Source organism: Streptomyces sp. NPDC052682 (genome assembly GCF_040678435.1).
Taxonomy (GTDB): domain Bacteria; phylum Actinomycetota; class Actinomycetes; order Streptomycetales; family Streptomycetaceae; genus Streptomyces.
On the sequence record NZ_JBFATS010000023.1, the window covers coordinates 66,926 to 86,615 of the forward strand.

The following is a 19,690-nucleotide window of genomic DNA, read 5'->3' on the forward strand; positions in this document are numbered from 1 at the left end:
CGATGATGCTACCCGCCGGTAATAAGAAGCAACCCCGATCCGGTCATCTGTGACAGGTCACACCGGGGGCCCGGAGCCCGTATGAGGGACCACCGCGCTCGGTACGCTTGCGCCCATGTACGGCTACGACCAGAACGTCGGTGCCCAGCAGGGCTACGTCCCGCCGCAGCAGCAGATGCCCGGCGGGTACGGACAGCAGCAGGCGCCGCTGTACCCGGAGCCGTCCCCGCCTTCGCTCGCGGACGCGGTCCGGGCCTTCACCACGGGGCAGATGTCCGCCGAGGACTTCCAGCAGGTCTTCGCGACCTCGAAGGTGTACTGCCCGCGCGGCGACAACCCCGGCTTCCTCGCCCTGCACAACACCCAGCAGCCGGTGATCCCGATGTTCACCTCGCTGAAGGAGCTGCGGCGGTACGCGGGCAAGGAGTCCAAGTACTTCGTGATCACCGGCGCGGAGGTGATCGACCTGCTGCCGACCGGCTACGGGTTCGTCCTCGACATGGAGGGCGAGCACCGGATCGTGTTCGACGCGAAGGCGGTCGAGCAGATGGTCGAGTTCGCGATGCGCCGGATGTACGGCTGACACCGGATCACGGCTGACAGTCGCTCTCCTCGGACGGTCGCTCTCCTCGGACGGCCGCACGGCCTCCGCCCTGCCTGCATCCCCTGGGGCCGACGCGCGCCCGGGTACGGGAATGCCCTCCCGGTTTTCTCTGTTCTGCTGGCAGAAAGTTCAACGCTCAACTAAAGTGGGCGTACACCGAGGAGGTACCGACATGCCCGCAGTGACCGTCGAGAACCCGTTGACGCTGCCCCGTGTGACCGCTCCCGCCGACGCCGTGGCACGTCCCGTGCTCGCCGTCACGACCGCGCCGAGCGGTTTCGAGGGCGAGGGCTTCCCGGTGCGCCGGGCCTTCGCGGGGATCAACTACCGCTATCTCGACCCGTTCATCATGATGGACCAGATGGGCGAGGTGGAGTACGCGCCCGGCGAGCCCAAGGGCACGCCCTGGCATCCGCACCGCGGCTTCGAGACCGTCACGTACATCATCGACGGGATCTTCGACCACCAGGACAGCCACGGCGGTGGCGGCACCATCACCAACGGCGACACCCAGTGGATGACCGCCGGCTCGGGCCTGCTGCACATCGAGGCCCCGCCGGAGCACCTGGTGATGTCCGGCGGGCTCTTCCACGGCCTCCAGCTGTGGGTGAACCTCCCGGCCAAGGACAAGATGATGGCCCCCCGCTACCAGGACATCCGCGGCGGCTCCGTGCAGCTGCTGACCTCCCCGGACGGCGGCGCGCTGCTGCGCGTGATCGCCGGCGAGCTGGACGGCCACGCCGGTCCCGGCATCACGCACACCCCGATCACGATGATCCACGCGACGCTGGCGCCGGGTGCGGAGGTCACCCTGCCGTGGCGCGAGGACTTCAACGGCCTGGCGTACGTGCTGGCCGGCCGGGGCGCGGTGGGTGACGAGCGCCGTCCCGTCCACATGGGGCAGACGGCCGTCTTCGGCGCCGGTTCCTCGCTGACCGTCCGCGCGGACGAGCAGCAGGAGTCCCGGTCGCCGGACCTGGAGGTCGTGCTGCTGGGCGGCCGGCCGATCCGGGAGCCGATGGCCCACTACGGCCCGTTCGTCATGAACACCAAGGACGAGCTGATGCAGGCCTTCGAGGACTTCCAGAAGGGCCGGCTGGGGACGATCCCGGCGGTGCACGGGATGTCCGAGGCCGGACCGGAGGCGTGAGCGCCGGTTCCGGGGCGCTCGGGGCGCGCTCCGGCGGAGGGTCCGCCGGAGCGCGTCAGGTCCGTTCGTCGGGCTTCTCCCAGGTGATCGCGTGCAGGGTGACGGACACCAGGCCGTAGTCGTCCTCCTGCCAGCCCAGCACGGTGATCGCCGCGGCGCGGTTCTCATCCGTCAGCACGCAGGCGGTGAGTCCCTTGCGGATGTTCTTCTTGGTGACGGTGAAGCCGAAGTCGGTGGCCGCGGTGCACGTCCGGGCGTCGGCGGGACCGCTGACGGCGGCGAGATCGCCGCTGGTTCCGATGACGGACCTGCCGTCGTCGTTCGACGGCTGGTAGAGGGCGATGTCGTCCATGCCGTCGGTGAAGTCCAGGTCCAGGTTGGACGCCGTCCGCAGGACGAGCTTGCGCTCTTCCCGCACCGCCGCGGCACCACCCGTCCCCTGCACCCCGGCGGAGCTTCCGGCGGCCGGTGAGGCCGAGGTGCCCAGGGAGGAGGCGGTGGGCGAAGAGGCGGTGGGCGACGAGGCGGTGGGGGACGCGGTCGGGCCGGCCGCCGGAGGCGGGGTGCCGGCACCCCGGCCGGAAGGGCCGCCTTCCTGGGCCAGGACGTAGGCCACCGTGCCCCCCACGGCCACCAGCGCGGCGGCCACGAAGCCCACCGTGGTGCCCTTGAAGGCGAGCCCGAACCGGCGGCCGCGCACCGACAGGCTGGACACCGCACCCGGGGCGTACGCCCGCCGCATCCGCCGTACGACGTCCTCCTCCGTCTCGGCGCGGGCGCGTCGTGCCGCGTTCTCGGCCTGCACGCTGATGCTCATCGCCTCGGCGTGGGCCTGTGCCTGACGCCGTGTCGCCTCGGCCAGATCCTCGCTGAACCGGCGCAGCATGTGCGGTTCCCTCGCGTTCTCCCCGGCCTCGCCCTCCTGGGGTGCCGACGTTCCCATGTCGCTCCTTCTACGCCGCCGGGACGGAACAGAGCACACATGGTGCAGGCGGTGCCGAGGCCGCCGTCGTCACTCACCTGCCGATCACTCAAAAGGCTGATGCCGTGCCGGGTGTTGACCCGTCGGCCGACTCGTACAGCTCGAACCACGTGCTCTTGCCGCGCCCGCGTGGGTCGACGCCCCAGGCGTGGGCCAGGAGTTCGATCAGCATCAGGCCGCGGCCGGAGGACGCCAGCTCCCCGGGACGGCGTTTGTGCGGCAGATCGTCGCTGGCGTCGGTGACCTCCACGCGCAGCCGCCGCTCGCCGGGCTCGCCGTCGACCTGCGCGGTCAGCAGGGCGTCGGTGTCGGTGTGCACCAGGACGTTGGTGAGCGTCTCCGACACCAGCAGCACCGCCGAGTCCACCTGGTCCGGTGAGTCCCAGTCGTGCAACAGCTCGCGCAGCTGCTGCCGGGCCACCGCGATCCGCTCCGGCTCGGCCTGCGCGACGGTCAGCATGGTGCGGCGCACGAGCGGCCGTACGCTCGCCGTGCCGCCGCAGCCACAGCCCTCGCCCTCCCGGCACAGCAGCAGCATGGCGATGTCGTCCTCGCGCCGGTCGGCCAGCGGACCGGTGGTGTGGTGGGAGGTCGGCCCGTGCACGGCCTGCACCAGCGTGTCGGCGAGTTCCTCCAGGTCGCCCTTGTGCTCCTCGAGGATGCTCCGCAGTCGCTGCCAGCCGGTCTCCAGGTCGTGCCCGCCCGTCTCGATCAGGCCGTCGGTGCAGATCAGCATGGTCTCGTCGGGCTCCAGCGCGAACCGCGTGGTGGGGTAGTCGGCGTCCGGGTCGATGCCCAGGGGCAGCCCGCCCGCCGTCGGCCGGGTCAGTACCGTCCCGTCCGCCATCCGGATCACGGGGTCGGGATGCCCGGCACGGGCCACCTCCAGCACCCCGCCGACCGGGTCGACCTCCACGTACAGACAGGTCGCGAAGCGCAGCTCGGCCGGCTCGGCGTCGTTGATGCCGTGCAGGAAGCGGGAGGCCCGGGAGAGCACCGCGTCGGGCCGGTGGCCCTCGGAAGCGTACGCGCGCAGCGCGATGCGCAGCTGGCCCATCAGCCCGGCCGCCCGTACGTCATGGCCCTGGACGTCGCCGATGACCAGGGCGAAACGGCCGCTGGGCAGCGGGATCACGTCGTACCAGTCGCCGCCGACCTGGAGGCCGCCGCCGGTGGGGACGTAACGGGCGGCGACCAGCATGCCGGGGATGCGCTGCGGGCCCAGCCGGGGCAGCATCGTGCGCTGCAGTCCGTCGGTCAGCTCCCGCTGGCTCTCGGCGGCGCCCGCCCGGGACAGGGCCTGGGCCAGCATCCGCGCCACCGTCGTCAGCACCGAGCGCTCGTCCGGGGTGAACGCCACCGGATAGGCGAAGGCCGCCAGCCACGCGCCGATGGTGCGTCCGGCCACGATCAGCGGCAGGAACGCCCAGGAGCGGCGCCCGAAGCGCTCGGCCAGCGGCCAGGTCACCGGGTAGCGGGCCTTGTACTGCACGGGCGAGGAGAGGTAGACCGCCCGGCCGGTGCGGACCACCTCGGCGGCCGGGTAGTCGGTGTCCAGCGGCATGTGCAGGAACGGGTCCTCGTCGCCAGGCCGCTGCCCGTGGTGGCCGATGATCGTCAGCCGGTCGCCCTCCACGCCGAACACCGCGAGCCCGTCGGGCGAGAAGCCGGGCATCGCCAGGTTGGCCGCGACCCGCAGCACCTCCTGTGTGGAGCGCGCCTCGGCCAGCGCCCGGCCCGCGTCCAGCAGGAACGCCTCCCGGGAGCGCCGCCAGTCGCCGGTGACGGCGCTGCGCCCGGCCGGGGTGCCGGGCGCGGGTTCGGTGACCTCCTGGAGGGTGCCGATCAGCTCGTAGGCCTTGCGCACCCGGTCGAAGGACGGCTTGGAGCGACTGCGGACGACCCGGACGACCCGCCCCTTGTCGTCCATGATCCTGATCCGGACCTCGGCGAGCGTGCCCTCCGCGGCGGCCAGCTGCACCACCCCGGTGATCTCGTTCCAGTCGACCGGGTGCAGCCGGGACCGCACCTGGGCCTCGGTCAGGCTGACCTGCTCGGCGGGCAGCCCGAGCAGCCGTGCGGCCTCGGAGTCGACCGTGACCAGCCCGGTGGCGGTGTCCCAGTGCCACAGCCCGGTCGCGAGGGCGGCCAGGACCTCCCCCACGGCGGGCAGGGGCTCACCAGTACGCATTGCCCCACTTTAAGGAGAGATGATCGAACACTGCCACCGAAGCCGTACAGGCACGCGTCCCGTTATGGATGGGCGACGATCTTGAGGTGGCCGGTACCCTGGGGACCAGTTTCACGTGAAACACCGACCCCTATCCGCGAAGACTGGATGAACGACGATGCATCGGTACAGGTCCCACACCTGCGGCGAGCTCCGCGCCTCTGACGTCGGCACCGACGTCCGGCTGAGTGGCTGGCTGCACAATCGGCGCGACCTGGGCGGCATCCTCTTCATCGATCTGCGCGACCACTACGGCATCACGCAGCTCGTCGCCCGTCCGGGGACCGAGGCGTACGAGGCCCTCGACAAGCTCTCCAAGGAGACCGTCGTCCGGGTCGACGGCCGGGTCGTCTCGCGCGGTGCGGAGAACGTCAACCCGAACCTGCCCACCGGTGAGATCGAGGTCGAGGTCTCCGAGGTCGAGGTGCTCGGCGAGGCCGGCCCGCTGCCCTTCACCATCAACACCGAGGACGGCGTCAACGAGGAACTGCGCCTGGAGTACCGCTTCCTCGACCTGCGCCGCGAGCGCATGCACCGCAACATCATGCTGCGCACGCAGGTCATCTCGGCGATCCGCCAGAAGATGGCCGCGATGGGCTTCAACGAGCTCGCGACCCCCATCCTGACGGCCACCTCCCCCGAGGGCGCCCGCGACTTCGTCGTGCCCTCCCGTCTGCACCCGGGCAGGTTCTACGCCCTTCCGCAGGCGCCGCAGCAGTTCAAGCAGCTGCTGATGATCTCCGGTTTCGACCGCTACTTCCAGATCGCGCCCTGCTTCCGCGACGAGGACGCCCGCGCCGACCGCTCGCCGGGCGAGTTCTACCAGCTCGACGTCGAGATGAGCTTTGTCGAGCAGGAGGACGTCTTCCAGCCCATCGAGAAGCTGATGACGGAGCTGTTCGAGGAGTTCGGCGGCGGCCGGCACGTCACCTCGCCGTTCCCGCGGATCCCGTTCCGCGAGGCGATGCTGAAGTACGGCTCCGACAAGCCGGACCTGCGCGCCAAGCTGGAACTCGTCGACATCACCGACCTCTTCGCGGGCTCGGAGTTCAAGGCGTTCGCCGGCAAGCACGTGCGCGCCCTGCCGGTCCCGGCGGTCCAGGACCAGCCCCGCAAGTTCTTCGACCAGCTCGGTGACTACGCCGTCTCGCAGGGCGCGAAGGGCCTGGCCTGGGTGCGGGTCGGCGAGGACGGTTCGCTGTCCGGCCCGATCGCCAAGTTCCTCACCGAGGAGAACGTCGCCGAGCTGACCAAGCGCCTGTCGCTGGCCCCTGGCCACGCGGTGTTCTTCGGCGCGGGCGAGTTCGACGAGGTCTCCAAGATCATGGGCGCGGTGCGGGTCGAGGCCGCCAAGCGCGCCGGGCACTTCGAGGAGGGCGTCTTCCGATTCTGCTGGATCGTCGACTTCCCGATGTACGAGAAGGACGAGGAGACCGGGCGGATCGACTTCTCGCACAACCCCTTCTCGATGCCGCAGGGCGGCCTTCAGGCCCTGGAGACCCAGGACCCGCTGGACGTCCTGGCCTGGCAGTACGACATCGTCTGCAACGGTGTGGAGCTGTCCTCCGGCGCGATCCGGAACCACGAGCCGGAGATCATGCTCAAGGCCTTCGAGATCGCCGGCTACGACCGGGAGACCACCGAGCGCGAGTTCGCCGGCATGCTGCGCGCCTTCCGCTTCGGCGCCCCGCCGCACGGCGGTATCGCCCCGGGCGTCGACCGCATCGTGATGCTGCTGGCCGACGAGCCGAACATCCGCGAGACCATCGCCTTCCCGCTCAACGGCAACGCCCAGGACCTGATGATGGGCGCGCCGACGGAACTGGACGAGGCACGGCTGCGGGAGCTGCACCTGTCGATCAGGAAGCCGCAGCCGAAGTAACCCGCGTACGACGGTGGCCCGGAGCCGGTCTCGGCTCCGGGCCACCGTCGTCTCCAGGGCTCCGGTACGCCGAAGACCGGGGTGAGGATCGTTCAGGCCGTCGCGAAGCCCGGGCAGCCGTTTCGCGGTGCCTGGGCATGGTCGGCGGGTTCTACCGCGCCACGAACTGGGTCAGGATCGCCTGGACCTCGTAGATGTCGACGCCCTTGGTGAAGGTCTTCTCGATGGGGGCCGGGGTGCCGGAGATCCAGATCTTCAGTTCGGCGTCCAGGTCGAAGGTGCCGGCGGTCTCCACGGAGAAGTGGGTGATGCTGCGGTACGGGACGGAGTGGTACTCGACCTTCTTGCCGGTCAGGCCCTGCTTGTCGACCAGGATCAGGCGGCGGTCGGTGAACAGGATGGTGTCCCGGATCAGCAGGTACGCGGCGTGCACCTGCTCGCCGTGGCCGAGCAGGCGGGCGTAGTCCTGCTGGGCCTTGCCCGGGTCGACGGTGTGGGCGTTGCCGAACAGTGCCATGGTGGGTCCCCCCTGGGTGCGCGTGTGTACGTGCCAGCCATGATCCTCGCCGGGCGCGGCGGGCAGGGCAACCTTTGCGGAGGCGGTGGCCACTGAGGGGATGAACTGTCCCTTCACACCATTCCCGTAAGGACGCATACGTGGCATCCGCCTCCCACCGCCGCTCGCTGAGCAAGCGCCGTGCCGTCGTCGTCTCCGCCGCCGTGCTGGCCGCCGCCACCGGTGCCGGTGTCCTCGTGACGAACGCCGGCGCCACGACCGCCGACCTCTACCACCAGACGCTGCCCGCCAAGGACGGCTGGGCGGCCTCCGGGTCGGGCACGACCGGCGGCGCCAAGGCCGACTCCGCGCACATCTTCACCGTCAGCACCCGGGCGCAGCTGGTGCGGGCGCTCGGCTCCGTCTCCGACACCACGCCGCGGATCATCAAGGTCAAGGGCACCATCGACGCCAACACCGACGACAGCGGCAAGAAGCTGACCTGCGCCGACTACGCCGCCGGCACCGGCTACACGCTGGACGCCTACCTCAAGGCCTACGACCCGGCCACCTGGGGCAAGAAGGCGCCCTCGGGCACCCAGGAGAACGCCCGCGCCGCCGCGCAGGCCAGGCAGGCGAAGACCATCGTCTTCAAGGTGCCGGCCAACACCACGATCGTCGGCGTGCCCGGCACGAACGCCGGGATCAAGGGCGGCAGCCTCCAGGTGAAGGGCGTGGACAACGTCATCGTCCGCAACCTCACCTTCTCCGCCACCGAGGACTGCTTCCCGCAGTGGGACCCCACCGACGGCTCGGCCGGCGAGTGGAACTCGGCGTACGACTCCGTCACCCTGCGCGGCGCCACCCACGTCTGGGCGGACCACAACACCTTCACCGACGCGCCGTTCTTCGACAGCCAGGAGAAGACGTACTTCGGCCGCAAGTACCAGGTCCACGACGGCGCCCTGGACATCACCAACGGCTCCGACCTGGTGACCGTGGAACGCAACCAGTTCACCCACCACGACAAGACCATGCTGATCGGCAGCAGCGACACCGACAGCACCGGCAAGCTGCGCGTCACGATCCACCACAACGTGTGGAAGGGGATCGTGCAGCGGGCCCCGCTGGCCCGCCTCGGGCAGATCCACCTCTACAACAACGCGTACGACACCACGACGCTGAACGGCTACGCGCCGAAGTACAGCATCGACTCGCGGGCGAAGGCGCAGGTCGTCGCCGAGCACAACGCCTGGACGCTGCCGTCCGGCGCGAAGGCCGCCAAGCTGCTCAGCGGTGACGGCACGGGTGCGGTGGCCGGCACGGGCAACCTCGTCAACGGCACGCGGACCGACCTGGTGGCCGCGTACAACGCCGCGAATTCGAAGAAGATCAAGACGACGGTGAACTGGACGCCCACCCTGACAGCCGGCCTCCAGACCTCCGCCAAGAACCTGCCGGCCGAGCTGGCGACGACGACGGGCGCCGGCGTGCTGTCCTGACGGAACAACGCAGGGGCCCGGTGAATCCGTACGTACGGAACCACCGGGCCCCTGGCTGATCGTGTGGCGCGTTACGCGCCGGGCTTCTCCTCCAGGCGCGGGAAGAGGACCGCGCCCTTGGTGACCGTCACGCCGGCGGGGAGCCTGCCCCACGTGCCGGCGTCCTGGACCCGCTGGTCGGCCAGGGCGCCGAGGGCGGGCTCCGCGCCCAGGGAGTCCCAGAGCTTGCGGGAGGTCTCCGGCATGACCGGGTTGAGGAGGACCGCGACCGCGCGGAGGGACTCCGCCGCCGTGTAGAGGATGGTCGCGAGGCGGGCGCGGCCCTCCTCGGAGGTGTCCTTGGCGACCTTCCAGGGCTCCTGCTCGGTGAGGTAGCCGTTGACCTGCTTGACGAAGTCGAAGACCGCCAGGATGCCGCCCTGGAAGTCCAGCTCCTCGCCGATCTTCCGGTCGGCCTCGGCGACCGCCTTCGCCAGGCCGTCGTGGACCGCCTTCTCGGCCTCGCCGTCGGCCGTCGCGGCCGGCAGCTCCCCGCCGAAGTACTTGCCGACCATGGCCGCCACGCGCGAGGCGAGGTTGCCGTAGTCGTTGGCGAGCTCGCTGGTGTAGCGGGCGGAGAAGTCCTCCCACGAGAACGAGCCGTCCTGGCCGAAGGCGATCGCGCGCAGGAAGTACCAGCGGTACGCGTCCACGCCGAAGTGCGAGGTCAGGTCCTGCGGCTTGATACCGGTCAGGTTGGACTTGCTCATCTTCTCGCCGCCGACCATCAGCCAGCCGTTGGCGGCCACCTTGCGGGGCAGCGGCAGGCCCTGCGCCATCAGCATCGCCGGCCAGATCACCGCGTGGAAGCGCAGGATGTCCTTGCCGACCAGGTGGACGTCGGCCGGGAACGTCGAGGCGAACTTCTCCGGGTTCTCGTTGTAGCCGACCGCGGTGGCGTAGTTCAGCAGCGCGTCGACCCACACGTAGATGACGTGCTTGTCATCCCAGGGGATCGGGATGCCCCAGTCGAAGGTGGAGCGGGAGATGGACAGGTCCTGCAGGCCCTGCCGTACGAAGTTCACGACCTCGTTGCGGGCGGACTCGGGCTGGATGAAGTCCGGGTTCGCCTCGTAGTGGGCGAGCAGCCTGTCGGTGTACTCGCTCAGCTTGAAGAAGTAGTTCTCCTCCTTGAGGATCTCCACCGGCCGCTTGTGCACGGAGCACAGCTTCTGGCCCGCGTACTCGCCCTCGCCGTCGAGCAGCTCGCCGGGGAGCTTGTACTCCTCGCAGCCCACGCAGTAGGGGCCCTCGTAGCCGCCCTTGTAGATCTCGCCCTTGTCGTAGAGATCCTGGACGAACTCCTGCACGCGGTCCGTGTGCCGCTTCTGCGTGGTGCGGATGAAGTCGTCGTTCGCGATGTCCAGGTGCTCCCAGAGGGGGCGCCAGGCCTCGGTGACGAGTTTGTCGCACCACTCCTGGGGGCTGACCCCGTTCGCCTCGGCGGTGCGCATGATCTTCTGACCGTGCTCGTCCGTGCCGGTGAGGTACCACACCTTCTCGCCGCGCTGACGGTGCCAGCGCGAGAGCACGTCCCCTGCGACGGTCGTGTAGGCGTGGCCCAGGTGAGGAGCGTCGTTGACGTAGTAGATGGGCGTGGAGACGTAGTACGCCTTCCCCGCCTGCTTCTCGGATCCAGTGGCCGCCATGGTCGAAATCCTACTGGCCCGCTGAAGATCGACTCACATGCGTTTCGGGGGGTGGACCGGCCGTGGTCCACCCCCCGCCCGTGTCGGTTCTCCCGTGGCTACGGGCGCCAGTCGGTCAGGACGGCCTCGTAGAGCTCCTTGTCGGTCAGCTCGCGCGGGGTCTCGCCGGCCAGGAAGTGGGCCGTGTTCGGGGTCTTGAGCTTGCGGAGGTAGTCGAAGGCCTTGTTCTCGGGGTCGCCGAAGGCGACGAAGGAGAAGAAGACGGACGGGTGGTTCTCCGCGGCGTCGGTCAGTGCCTGGGTGGCGGGGGTCTTGGCGTCCGGGGCGCCGTCCGTCTGGAAGACCACCAGGGCGGGGGTGTCCGGGGCGGTCCTGGTGTGGTGGGCGAGGACTTCCTCGACGGCCACGTGGTAGCTCGTACGGCCCATGCGGCCGAGCTCCGCGTGCACGGTGTCGATCTTGTTCTCGTGGTCGGTGAGGGTGAGGTCGGTGGTGCCGTCGAGCTCGGTGGAGAAGAAGGCGACGTGGACCGTGGCCTCGGGGTCGAGGTGAGCGGCCAGGGCGAGGGTCTGCTCGGCGAGGGCCTGGGCGGAGCCGTCCTTGTAGTACGGGCGCATGGAGGCGGAGCGGTCCAGGACGAGGTAGACCTTGGCGCGGGCGCCGGTGAGGTGGTGTTTCTTCAGGGCGGCTCCGGCGGCCTTGTAGGCGGTGGTGAGGCCGGGGGCGCGGGTCCTGAGGCGGGCGAGGGGGAGGGCGGGTTGTGCGGGCTGTGGCTTGGCGGCCTCGGCTTCGCCTTCGGCCTCGGTGTTCCCACCCGCACCGCCCGTGCTGCTTTCGTCGTCGGGTGCGGGTGGCCCCTGTGGGGCGGGCTCGCCGTCGGCGGCCGCGGGTTCGGGCTGCGCGGACCGCGGCTCCGCCTTCGCCGTAGCCTCCTCCGCCTTCTCCTTGGCTTCTCCGGCCTCTTCCTCGGCCTCTTCGACCCCGTCTTCGGCCTCCTCGGCCTTCGGCTCGGGGGTGGCTGCGGTTTCAGGCTCGGTCTTGGCCTCGGTGTCGTCCTTGGGCTCGGGCTGGGTCTTGGACTTGGGCTCGGGCTCGGTCTTGGCCTCAGGCTCGGTCTTGGGCTCGGGCTCGGTCTTGGCCTTGGGCTCGGGCTCGGTCTTGGCCTCAGGCTCGGGCTTGGTCTCAGGCTCAGGCTCGACCTCGGGCTGGGCCTCGGTCTCGGCCTCGACCTCGGGCTTCGGTTCCTCGGTGGGTGTCGGCTTGTTCTCCGCCGTCGGCTGCGGCTCCGTCACCGGCTCGGGCTGCTGCTCGGGCTCGGGCTCCGGCTCGGCCGCCGTCTGCTCGGGCTGCTGCTCACGCTCCACCTCAGGGACACGCTCCGGCTCCGGCTCACGCTCCGCCACCGCCGGCTCCGCCGGTGCAGGCGTGGGCTCGTCGTGGTCCTCCGAGCGGGTCGGCTTCGGGACCGAGACCTTGTCGAAGGCCGCCGCGACGAGGTCGTGTTCCTCGCGGGCTGCCGGGCGGGGCTCCGGGACGTGGGGCGTGCTGGGGGCCGGGGCGGGCTCCGGCTCCGTCGAGGGCGACGGGAGCTTGGGCTCCGCCGCCGTCCGGGGCTCCGTCGCGGCGGAAGCCGGCTGCGGAGACGCCGGCTCGCGGGAAGGCTCCTGCGAAGTCGTCGTTTCCTGCGCCGCACCCTCCGCTTCGGCGGCGGCCCTCGCTTTGCGTGACCGGCCGAACGCGTTCCGCAGGAGAGTGAGAATGCCCATGTGCGCAACCCTTCGCATGAGTTGGAGCCCGTCAATCCCTGGCCAGGACGGACACGTAAGGTTAGCGGCCCCTGCCCGCGATCTTGCGGAGGGCGTCCCCTTTGTCAAGAGGCGCATTCGGTCCGCGTGTCGCCCGCCCCGGGTCCCCGCCCCAACTCCGCTACGGTTGCCGCAGGTTCACCATCTGTTCACCAGGGCGCCCGGCTCTCGCGCATATGTGCTCCTACGGTCACGAGGACACCAAGGGCACCCAAGGGGAGAGCAAAGTGCGCAAGCTGCTGCCGTTGATCGGAACGCCGTCCGGTTCTCATCCCGGCGGCCGGTCCGCCATGACCTGTCGTTTCCGGTGTGGTGACGCCTGCTTCCACGAGGTGCCCAACACCAGCTCCAACGCGTACGCCGGTGACGTCATCGCCGGGGCCCTCAGCCGCCGCTCGGTGATGCGGGCCGCGGCCGTCGTCACGGTCGCCGCGGCCGGTGCCGGTGCCGTGCAGGTCGCGGGCGCCCCGCGCGCCGGGGCCGCGGTCCCCGGCGCCGCCGACGCGGCGTCCCGGACGCCGAGGAGCGCGCGCGGCCTGCGGTTCACGCCCGTCGCGCCCAACACCGCCGACGCCGTGACGGTCCCGGAGGGCTACCGGCAGAACGTCGTCATCCGCTGGGGCGAGCCCATCCTGCGCGGTGCGCCCGCCTTCGACCCGGACCGGCAGACCGCCAAGGCGCAGTCCGGGCAGTTCGGGTACAACTGCGACTTCCTCGCGCTGCTGCCGCTGCCCGGCGAGCGCGGCCGGCAGCTCCTCGTCGCGAACCACGAGTACACCGACGAGGTGCTGATGTTCCGCGGGTACGACGCCGCGCACCCCACCCGCGAGCAGGCCGAGATCGCCTGGGCCGCGCACGGGCTGTCCGCCGTGGTGGTGGAGGAGGACCGCAGGACCGGCAGGCTGACCGCCGTCACCCGGCACCAGCTCAACCGCCGGGTCACCGCCACCACCGAGTTCCGGCTGACCGGCCCGGCGGCCGGCTCGGACCTGCTGAGGACCTCCGCCGACCCGACCGGCCGGAAGGTGCTCGGCACCCTCAACAACTGCTCCGGCGGCGTCACCCCGTGGGGCACGACCCTGCACGGCGAGGAGAACTTCAACCAGTACTTCGCGAACGGCAGCCGGGCCACCGACAAGCGGTACGGCATCGGCACCGGCGCCACCGAGCGCAAGTGGGAGCGGTTCGACAAGCGGTTCGACCTCGCCCAGGAGCCGAACGAGGTGCACCGCTTCGGGTACGTCGTCGAGTTCGACCCGTACGACCCCACCTCCACCCCGCGCAAGCACACCGCGCTCGGCCGCTTCAAGCACGAGGCGGCGACGGTACGGCTGACGCACGACGGCCGTCCGGTGGTGTACTCCGGCGACGACGAGCGGTTCGACTACTTCTACAAGTTCGTCAGCAGCAAGCGGATGAAGAAGGGCAGCTCGCGGGCTGTCCGCGAGTACAACAAGACGCTGCTCGACGAGGGCACGCTGTACGTCGCCAAGCTCACCGGCGACTCCCCGGCCATCGAGATCGACGGTACGGGCAAGCTGCCGTCCGACGGGGAGTTCGACGGCTGCGGCGAGTGGATCCCGCTGGCCACCGCGACCGCGAAGGGCGCCGTCTCGCACGTGCCGGGCATGACCGCCGAGGAGGTGTTCGTCTTCACGCGGCTGGCCGGTGACAAGGTGGGCGCGACGAAGATGGACCGGCCCGAGGACATCGAGCCGAACCCGGTGACCGGCAAGGTGTACGTGGCCCTCACCAACAACTCCGACCGCGGGGCCGGCGGCAAGGCCCAGGCGGACGAGGCCAACCCGCGCAACGCCAACAAGCACGGGCACGTCCTGGAGCTGACCGAGCACTGGAACCGGCCCGAGAGCACGCGGTTCGCCTGGTCGCTGTTCCTGGTCGCCGGCGACCCCAAGGACCCGGCGACCTACTTCGCGGGCTTCCCCAAGGACCAGGTCAGCCCGATCTCCTGCCCGGACAACCTGGCCTTCGACCCGTACGGCAACCTGTGGATCTCCACCGACGGCAGCCGGCTCGGCTCGCACGACGGGCTGTTCGGGGTCGCCACGCGCGGGCCGCGGCGCGGGGAGCTCAAGCAGTTCCTGACGGTGCCGACGGGGGCCGAGACCTGCGGCCCGATCGTCCAGGAGCGGCGGGTGCTGGTGGCGGTGCAGCATCCGGGCGAGGTCGACGGGGCGTCGGTGGAGAAGCCGGCCAGCACCTGGCCGGACGGGCCGGGCAGGATCGTGCGGCCCGCCGTGGTCGCCGTGTGGCGCGCGGACGGGCGGGACATCGGGGTCTGACCGTACGGGGCTGGACAGCGCCCTCGGATCGAGGCGCTGCCCAGCCCCCTTCAGCGCCGGTACAGCGTCAGGTCGACCAGCACCGCCCGGTGGTCCGTGCCCTTCAGGTCCAGGAACCGCGCCCGGCCGGCCGAGAAGTCCGCCGAGACCAGGACATGGTCGATCTGCGCGCCGAAGGAGGCCCGGGCGGTGCGCGACGGCCAGGTCGGGGTGCGGTCCGCTCCCGCCAGGCGGGCCGCGTCCGTCAGGCCCGTGTCCAGGATGCGGCGGAAGGCCGCGTGGTCCTGGGAGGCGTTGAAGTCGCCGGCCAGGACCCTCGGGGTGCCCCGGCCGGCGGCGGCCGTGTCCCGCAGCCTCCCGAGCTCCGCGCGCCACACGCCCAGCTGCCCGGGCAGCGGCGGCATCGGGTGGGCGAGCTGGAGGCGTACGGGGGTGCCGCGCACGTCGGCCACGGCGCCCGGCATGCCCATCGTGCCGGGGACGGCGTCGGCGGGCCGCAGCGGGAGGCGGCTGAGGATGACCGAGCCCGCGGAGCCGCCGCCGGGCACGGCCCGCCGGTGCGGGTAGGTGCCGGCCAGCTCGCGCCGCAGCGCCGCGTCGCAGGTGTCCTCGCACTCCTGGACGAACACCAGGTCCGGCCGTTCCCGGCGCACCGCGGCGATCAGCGCGCCGGTGCCCTGCCCGAACTCGACGTTCGCGGTCAGGACGCGCAGCTCGGCGACGGGCCGGCCGGCCGGGTCGCCGGTCCTGCCGTACGGGTCGAGGTACCAGGCCAGCGCGGCCAGCAGGGCCACGCCCCACACCGCCCCGGCCCACCAGCGGGTGAGCAGGGTGAGCAGCAGGCCGGCACCGGTGGGCACGAGCAGCCAGGGCAGGAAGGCGAGCAGCTGCGGTAGGGGCGTGACGCCGTCGCTGTCGGCGGCCCGGCAGCCGGCCACCGCACTCACCGCGGCGAACAGCAGCCCGGCGCACCAGCGGCCGAGCCGCCGCCCGGCCCGGCGCGCGGGCACGTCGCCGTCGGTGTGCGTCCACTGGTCAGCCGCAGTGCCCACGTCGTCCCGGCCTTCCGTTCGCGGGGGGGACCGCCCGGTCCCTGCGTCTGAAAAGGCAGCGTACGCGGGGGAGGGTGAGCGCGCCGTCAGCCGACGCGGGCGAGGAACTCCCGCAGCGCCGCGTTGAACTCCGCCGGCTTCTCCAGGTTCGGCAGGTGGGCCGCGCCCTCGATGATCCGCAGGGTGGAGTCGGGCAGCAGGGCGTGCATGGCCTCCGCGTCGCGGACGGGGGTGTAGGTGTCGTCGGCGCCCACGACGACCAGGGCCGGGACCGTGACGCGGGTCAGCGTCTGACGGTAGTCGGGGCGGGCGGCCCGGGCGCGCAGGGCGGCCGCGGCACCCTGCGGGCCGGTGGCGGTCATCATGCCGTGGACGTGCGCCTTGACCCGGGGGCCGGCGGCCGGGGCGACCATCTTCTGAAGGACCTCGTCGGCGTACCGCCCCATGCCCTCGGCGAGCAGCCGGTCCGCCATCGCGTGACGGGCCGCGCGGCCCGCCGGTGTCTCGGCCGCCGGGAAGGTGTCGGCGAGGACCAGGCCGCGGACGCGGCCGGGGAACAGCCGGCAGCAGTCCATGGCGATCTGGCCGCCCATGGACAGCCCGGCCAGGACGAAGGAGCCGACCTCCAGGTCGTCCAGCAGGGCCACGAGGTCCCGGGCGAAGTCGGAGAAGTCGGTGACGGCGGGGCTCGTGGGGGAGCCGCCGTAGCCGCGCAGGTCGGGGGCGATCACACGGCGGGCCGGTGAGAAGGCCTCGATCTGGGGTGCCCACAGGGTGCGGTCGAAGGGATGGCCGTGGACCAGGACGAGGGGAAGGCCGGCCGAACCGGGGCCTTTGTCCTCGTATGCGAGGAAGGGTGCCATGGCCATGACCCTAGGTCCGCCCCGTTACTCGGTGCAATAAGATCTTTGCCCTCGGTGCAATCCAGTGGGGGGACCCGGACATGGCGGACGACTACCGGCGGATCGCCGACCGGATCGCCGACGACATCGCGGCCGGGCGGCTGCGGCCCGGGCAGCGGCTGCCTCCGCAGCGGCTGTTCGCGCGCCGGCGCGGGATCGCCGCCTCCACGGCCGGGCGGGTGTACGGCGAACTCGTACGGCGCGGGCTGGTGGTCGGCGAGGTCGGGCGGGGCACCTTCGTCCGGGCCGCGCCACCCGCTCCCGCCGGGCGGGCGCTCGCCGAGCCGGGGCCGGGCGACGCCCCCGTCAACCTGGAGCTCAACTACCCGTCCGCGCCGGGCCAGGCGGAACTGCTCGCCCCGGTCCTCGGGCAGCTGATCCGCCCCGACGTGCTGGCCGACGCCCTGCGCCCGGCACCCGCCGCCGGCACCGCGCCGGCCCGCCGGGCGGCGGCCGGGCTGCTGGCCACGCCCGGCTGGTGCCCCGACCCGGACCACCTGCTGTTCACCGGCAACGCCCGGCAGGCCGTCGCCGCCGCCCTGGCCTCCCTGGTCCGGCCGGGCGGACGCGTCGGCGTCGAGCCCCTGACGTACCCGCTGGTCAAGGAGATCGCCGCCCGGCTCGGCATCCGGCTGGTCCCGCTGGCCGTCGACGAGGAGGGCGTGCGCCCCGAGTCCGTCGCCGCCGCGCACCGCTCGGCCCCGCTGTCCGCGCTGTACCTCCAGCCGGCCCTGCACAACCCGACGTCCGCGACCACGACCCCGGCCCGGCTTGCCAACCTGGCCGCCACCGTCGCCGACCTGGACCTGCCCGTCGTCGAGGACCGCATCTGGTCGTTCCTGGCCGACCCGGCGACCGGCCCGGCCACGCCCCTCGCCGCCCACGCGCCCGGGCTCACCCACGTCGTCGACGGGCTGTCCAAGCGGGTCGCGCCCGGGCTCACGGTGGGGTTCCTGGTCGTACCGCCGCACCGGCGCGAGGCCGTGGCCCACGCGGTGCGGTCCGGCGGCTGGAGCGCGGGCCGCTTCGCGCTGGAGGCGGCGGCCCGCTGGATCGCCGACGGCACGGTGGAGCACCTGGTCACGGCGAAACGGGCCGACGCGGCCCGGCGGCAGCGCCTCCTCGCCGAGGAGCTCGCCGGGTTCACCGTACGGTCGGACCCCCGCGCCTACTTCGCCTGGTGGGAGCTGCCCGCGCCGTGGCGCGCCGACCCCTTCACCGCGGCGGCCGCCGCCCAGGGCATCGCGCTCACCCCCGGCCCGGCCTTCGCCGTCGACCCCGGCCGCACGCCCGACGCGGTCAGGATCGGACTGGCCTCGACGGGTGAGGCGGAGCTGCGGCGGGCGCTGCGGGTGCTGGCCGGGATCGCACGGGGGCCGGGGAGACCCTAGGGCGGGCGGCGGTCGTGCGGATCGTGTCAGGATGCTCGGCATGTCTGGGCGCGCGCTGAGCTTCGGCGGGGTGGCGGAAGCCTACGAGCGGTTCCGGCCGGGGTATCCCGAGGAGCTGGTCGACAGGGTGATGGCGTACGCGGGCCGGCGGGTCCGTACCGCGTTCGAGATCGGTGCCGGGACGGGCAAGGCGACCCGTCTGTTCGCGCGGCGGGGGGTGCGGGTCACCGCGAGCGACCCGGACGGGGCCATGCTCGCCGAGCTGCGCAAGCATGTGCCGGCGCACGTCAGGACGGTGCGGGCCGCGTTCGAGGAGGTGCGGCCGGACGAGCGGTACGGCCTGGTCTACGCGGCGGCGGCCCTGCACTGGACGGAGCCCGAGGGCCGGTGGTCACGCGTGGCCGGGCTGCTGGAGCCGGGGGGCGTGTTCGCCTCGTGCGGCGGGGCGGCCCGGCCGGCCGACCCGGCCGTGGAGGACGCGGTGCGCGCGGCGCGGGCACCGTTCCTGGACAGCGACGAGGTTCCGTCCCCGGACGGGACGCCCGCGGACCAGGAGATGCAGTGGCCGGGGACGGAGCTGCGGCGGTCCGAGTGGTTCGCCGACGTCCGGCAGTCGGTGATCGCACGGCGCCTGACCATGAGCGCCCGCGACTACGTCGGTCACCTCTCCACCCTCTCGGCCTACCTCGTCCTGCCGGCCCCGCAGCGGGAGCGGGTGCTCAGCCGGATCTCCCGGGTTCTGCCGGACCGGGTCGAGATGATCGCCGACCTCACGGTCCACCTCGCCCGCCGGCGCGAGGAGGGCTGATGCGGGGGTCCGGGGTCAGGCGCGGGTGCGTTCCTGCTCCGGGGGCGGCTCCGTGGAGGGTCGGCGGCCGGTGAGCCAGGCTGTGGTGGCCACCGTCAGGCCGAGGGCCAGCAGGAGCCAGGACGCCGAGCGCAGGGGGGCCGTGAGGGCGTCGTAGACCGCGCCCGCTGCCGGGCCGTTCAGGTCGGGGGGCAGGTCGGCGAGGGTCAGGACGCGGCCGAGGGCGATCGCCGCGGCGAGGAGGGCGCCGCCGAGAGCCGTGCCGAGGCCCGTGGCGGTCAGGGCGCGGCGGCGGCAGGCGGCGACGGTGATGCCGGCGACGGCGAAGACGACGGCGGCGAGCGGCAGCCAGAGGGCGGCGGTGTCCAGCACGTGGTATCCCTTCCGGAGCCCGGGCACCTCCCGGGCCGGGAGCACGGTGATGACGGTCCGGGCCGGGACGGGGGCGCCGGTGAGGCGGGCCTGGACCCGGGCGGCGACGGGCGTGAGGTCGACGGTGACCGGGCCGGTGCCGGGCCGGTCGTCGCGCAGGGCGCGCAGGACGGCGGTGTGGACGGCGCGGTTGGTCGCGTCCCAGGCGACGCGGAACGTCTCGGTCCGGGTGAAGGAGCGGGCCGCGTCCCGCACCAAGGGGGCGACCGTGGCACGCACCTGCCCGGCCTGCGGGCCCAGGCGGCGGCCGAGCTCGGCCAGGACCTGTGCACCGAGTCCGTCCGCGACCGCCGCGCGCACGTCCGGGTCGGCGGACAGCGGAGCCATCGCCGTCACGTAGCGGTCCGTGTCGGCCAGCCCGTACGCCGCCCAGGCCGCGAGCGCCCCGCACGGCGCCAGCAGGCAGGACAGGGCGATCAGGACGGCCGACACGGTGGTGCGGACGGGTACGGACACCCTTCCA

At 72.3% G+C, this 19,690-nt stretch carries 15 protein-coding genes; 7 read left to right on the top strand and 8 right to left on the bottom strand.

Translation table 11 applies throughout. From position 1 onward, the window contains the following. The first annotated feature begins 115 nt into the window (after positions 1-115). Entirely contained in the window at positions 116-583 is a 468-nt protein-coding gene (locus AB0K80_RS29535) for an SseB family protein (protein ID WP_365674867.1), read from the top strand. 193 nt (positions 584-776) lie between these two features. After that, entirely contained in the window at positions 777-1,754 is a 978-nt protein-coding gene (locus tag AB0K80_RS29540) for a pirin family protein (RefSeq protein ID WP_365674869.1), read from the top strand. Positions 1,755-1,809: 55 nt separating this feature from the next. Here AB0K80_RS29540 and AB0K80_RS29545 read toward each other — a convergent pair whose 3' ends face one another. Then, the gene (locus tag AB0K80_RS29545; protein WP_365674871.1) at positions 1,810-2,697 is read right to left on the bottom strand and encodes a hypothetical protein; all 888 of its coding nucleotides are present in this window, start codon (positions 2,695-2,697) and stop codon (positions 1,810-1,812) included. Between the two features lie 88 nt (positions 2,698-2,785). Then, the gene (locus AB0K80_RS29550; protein WP_365674872.1) at positions 2,786-4,927 is read right to left on the bottom strand and encodes a SpoIIE family protein phosphatase; all 2,142 of its coding nucleotides are present in this window, start codon (positions 4,925-4,927) and stop codon (positions 2,786-2,788) included. A 157-nt stretch (positions 4,928-5,084) separates the two neighbouring features. Here AB0K80_RS29550 and aspS point away from each other — a divergent pair, with 157 nt between their 5' ends. Further along, positions 5,085-6,848: an aspartate--tRNA ligase gene (gene aspS / locus AB0K80_RS29555; RefSeq protein ID WP_365674874.1), complete on the top strand. Its 1,764-nt coding sequence runs from the start codon at positions 5,085-5,087 to the stop codon at positions 6,846-6,848. Positions 6,849-6,999: 151 nt separating this feature from the next. Here aspS and AB0K80_RS29560 read toward each other — a convergent pair whose 3' ends face one another. After that, positions 7,000-7,365 carry a PH domain-containing protein gene (locus AB0K80_RS29560; RefSeq protein ID WP_365674876.1) on the bottom strand — a complete coding sequence of 122 codons (366 nt, stop codon included), beginning with the start codon at positions 7,363-7,365 and terminating at the stop codon, positions 7,000-7,002. Between the two features lie 140 nt (positions 7,366-7,505). On the opposite strand from AB0K80_RS29560, the gene AB0K80_RS29565 reads away from it, so the two are divergent. Further along, on the top strand, positions 7,506-8,846 hold the full coding sequence (locus AB0K80_RS29565; protein WP_365674877.1) for a pectate lyase: 1,341 nt from the start codon (positions 7,506-7,508) through the stop codon (positions 8,844-8,846). A 71-nt stretch (positions 8,847-8,917) separates the two neighbouring features. Here AB0K80_RS29565 and metG read toward each other — a convergent pair whose 3' ends face one another. Both metG and AB0K80_RS29575 read right to left on the bottom strand, forming a co-directional pair. Further along, the gene (metG, locus tag AB0K80_RS29570; RefSeq protein WP_365674879.1) at positions 8,918-10,534 is read right to left on the bottom strand and encodes a methionine--tRNA ligase; all 1,617 of its coding nucleotides are present in this window, start codon (positions 10,532-10,534) and stop codon (positions 8,918-8,920) included. 98 nt (positions 10,535-10,632) lie between these two features. After that, the gene (locus AB0K80_RS29575; protein WP_365674881.1) at positions 10,633-12,300 is read right to left on the bottom strand and encodes a VWA domain-containing protein; all 1,668 of its coding nucleotides are present in this window, start codon (positions 12,298-12,300) and stop codon (positions 10,633-10,635) included. Between the two features lie 266 nt (positions 12,301-12,566). Here AB0K80_RS29575 and AB0K80_RS29580 point away from each other — a divergent pair, with 266 nt between their 5' ends. Next, complete coding sequence (locus AB0K80_RS29580) at positions 12,567-14,642, top strand: PhoX family protein (RefSeq protein ID WP_365674883.1); 2,076 nt, start codon at positions 12,567-12,569, stop codon at positions 14,640-14,642. A 50-nt stretch (positions 14,643-14,692) separates the two neighbouring features. On the opposite strand, the gene AB0K80_RS29585 is transcribed toward AB0K80_RS29580, so the two are convergent. Both AB0K80_RS29585 and AB0K80_RS29590 read right to left on the bottom strand, forming a co-directional pair. Further along, positions 14,693-15,694 carry an endonuclease/exonuclease/phosphatase family protein gene (locus AB0K80_RS29585; RefSeq protein ID WP_365674885.1) on the bottom strand — a complete coding sequence of 334 codons (1,002 nt, stop codon included), beginning with the start codon at positions 15,692-15,694 and terminating at the stop codon, positions 14,693-14,695. 86 nt (positions 15,695-15,780) lie between these two features. After that, positions 15,781-16,557, bottom strand: a complete 777-nt coding sequence (locus AB0K80_RS29590; protein WP_365674887.1) for an alpha/beta hydrolase — start codon at positions 16,555-16,557, stop codon at positions 15,781-15,783. 80 nt (positions 16,558-16,637) lie between these two features. Between AB0K80_RS29590 and AB0K80_RS29595 the strand changes: the two genes are divergently transcribed. Then, entirely contained in the window at positions 16,638-17,987 is a 1,350-nt protein-coding gene (locus tag AB0K80_RS29595) for a PLP-dependent aminotransferase family protein (RefSeq protein ID WP_365674889.1), read from the top strand. 40 nt (positions 17,988-18,027) lie between these two features. Next, positions 18,028-18,795, top strand: a complete 768-nt coding sequence (locus AB0K80_RS29600) for a methyltransferase domain-containing protein (protein WP_365674890.1) — start codon at positions 18,028-18,030, stop codon at positions 18,793-18,795. A gap of 15 nt (positions 18,796-18,810) precedes the next feature. On the opposite strand, the gene AB0K80_RS29605 is transcribed toward AB0K80_RS29600, so the two are convergent. Then, the gene (locus AB0K80_RS29605) at positions 18,811-19,683 is read right to left on the bottom strand and encodes a hypothetical protein (RefSeq protein WP_365674892.1); all 873 of its coding nucleotides are present in this window, start codon (positions 19,681-19,683) and stop codon (positions 18,811-18,813) included. Positions 19,684-19,690: the final 7 nt, after the last annotated feature.

Excerpts from the sequence above, each read along its gene's own strand:
- AB0K80_RS29595 (WP_365674889.1), top strand. The coding sequence starts at position 16,638 with ATGGCGGACGACTACCGGCGGATCGCCGACCGGATCGCCGACGACATC.
- AB0K80_RS29535 (WP_365674867.1), top strand. The coding sequence starts at position 116 with ATGTACGGCTACGACCAGAACGTCGGTGCCCAGCAGGGCTACGTCCCG.
- AB0K80_RS29540 (WP_365674869.1), top strand. The coding sequence starts at position 777 with ATGCCCGCAGTGACCGTCGAGAACCCGTTGACGCTGCCCCGTGTGACC.
- aspS (WP_365674874.1), top strand. The coding sequence starts at position 5,085 with ATGCATCGGTACAGGTCCCACACCTGCGGCGAGCTCCGCGCCTCTGAC.
- AB0K80_RS29560 (WP_365674876.1), bottom strand. The coding sequence starts at position 7,365 with ATGGCACTGTTCGGCAACGCCCACACCGTCGACCCGGGCAAGGCCCAG.
- metG (WP_365674879.1), bottom strand. The coding sequence starts at position 10,534 with ATGGCGGCCACTGGATCCGAGAAGCAGGCGGGGAAGGCGTACTACGTC.
- AB0K80_RS29575 (WP_365674881.1), bottom strand. The coding sequence starts at position 12,300 with ATGGGCATTCTCACTCTCCTGCGGAACGCGTTCGGCCGGTCACGCAAA.
- AB0K80_RS29600 (WP_365674890.1), top strand. The coding sequence starts at position 18,028 with ATGTCTGGGCGCGCGCTGAGCTTCGGCGGGGTGGCGGAAGCCTACGAG.
- AB0K80_RS29590 (WP_365674887.1), bottom strand. The coding sequence starts at position 16,557 with ATGGCACCCTTCCTCGCATACGAGGACAAAGGCCCCGGTTCGGCCGGC.
- AB0K80_RS29545 (WP_365674871.1), bottom strand. The coding sequence starts at position 2,697 with ATGGGAACGTCGGCACCCCAGGAGGGCGAGGCCGGGGAGAACGCGAGG.
- AB0K80_RS29550 (WP_365674872.1), bottom strand. The coding sequence starts at position 4,927 with ATGCGTACTGGTGAGCCCCTGCCCGCCGTGGGGGAGGTCCTGGCCGCC.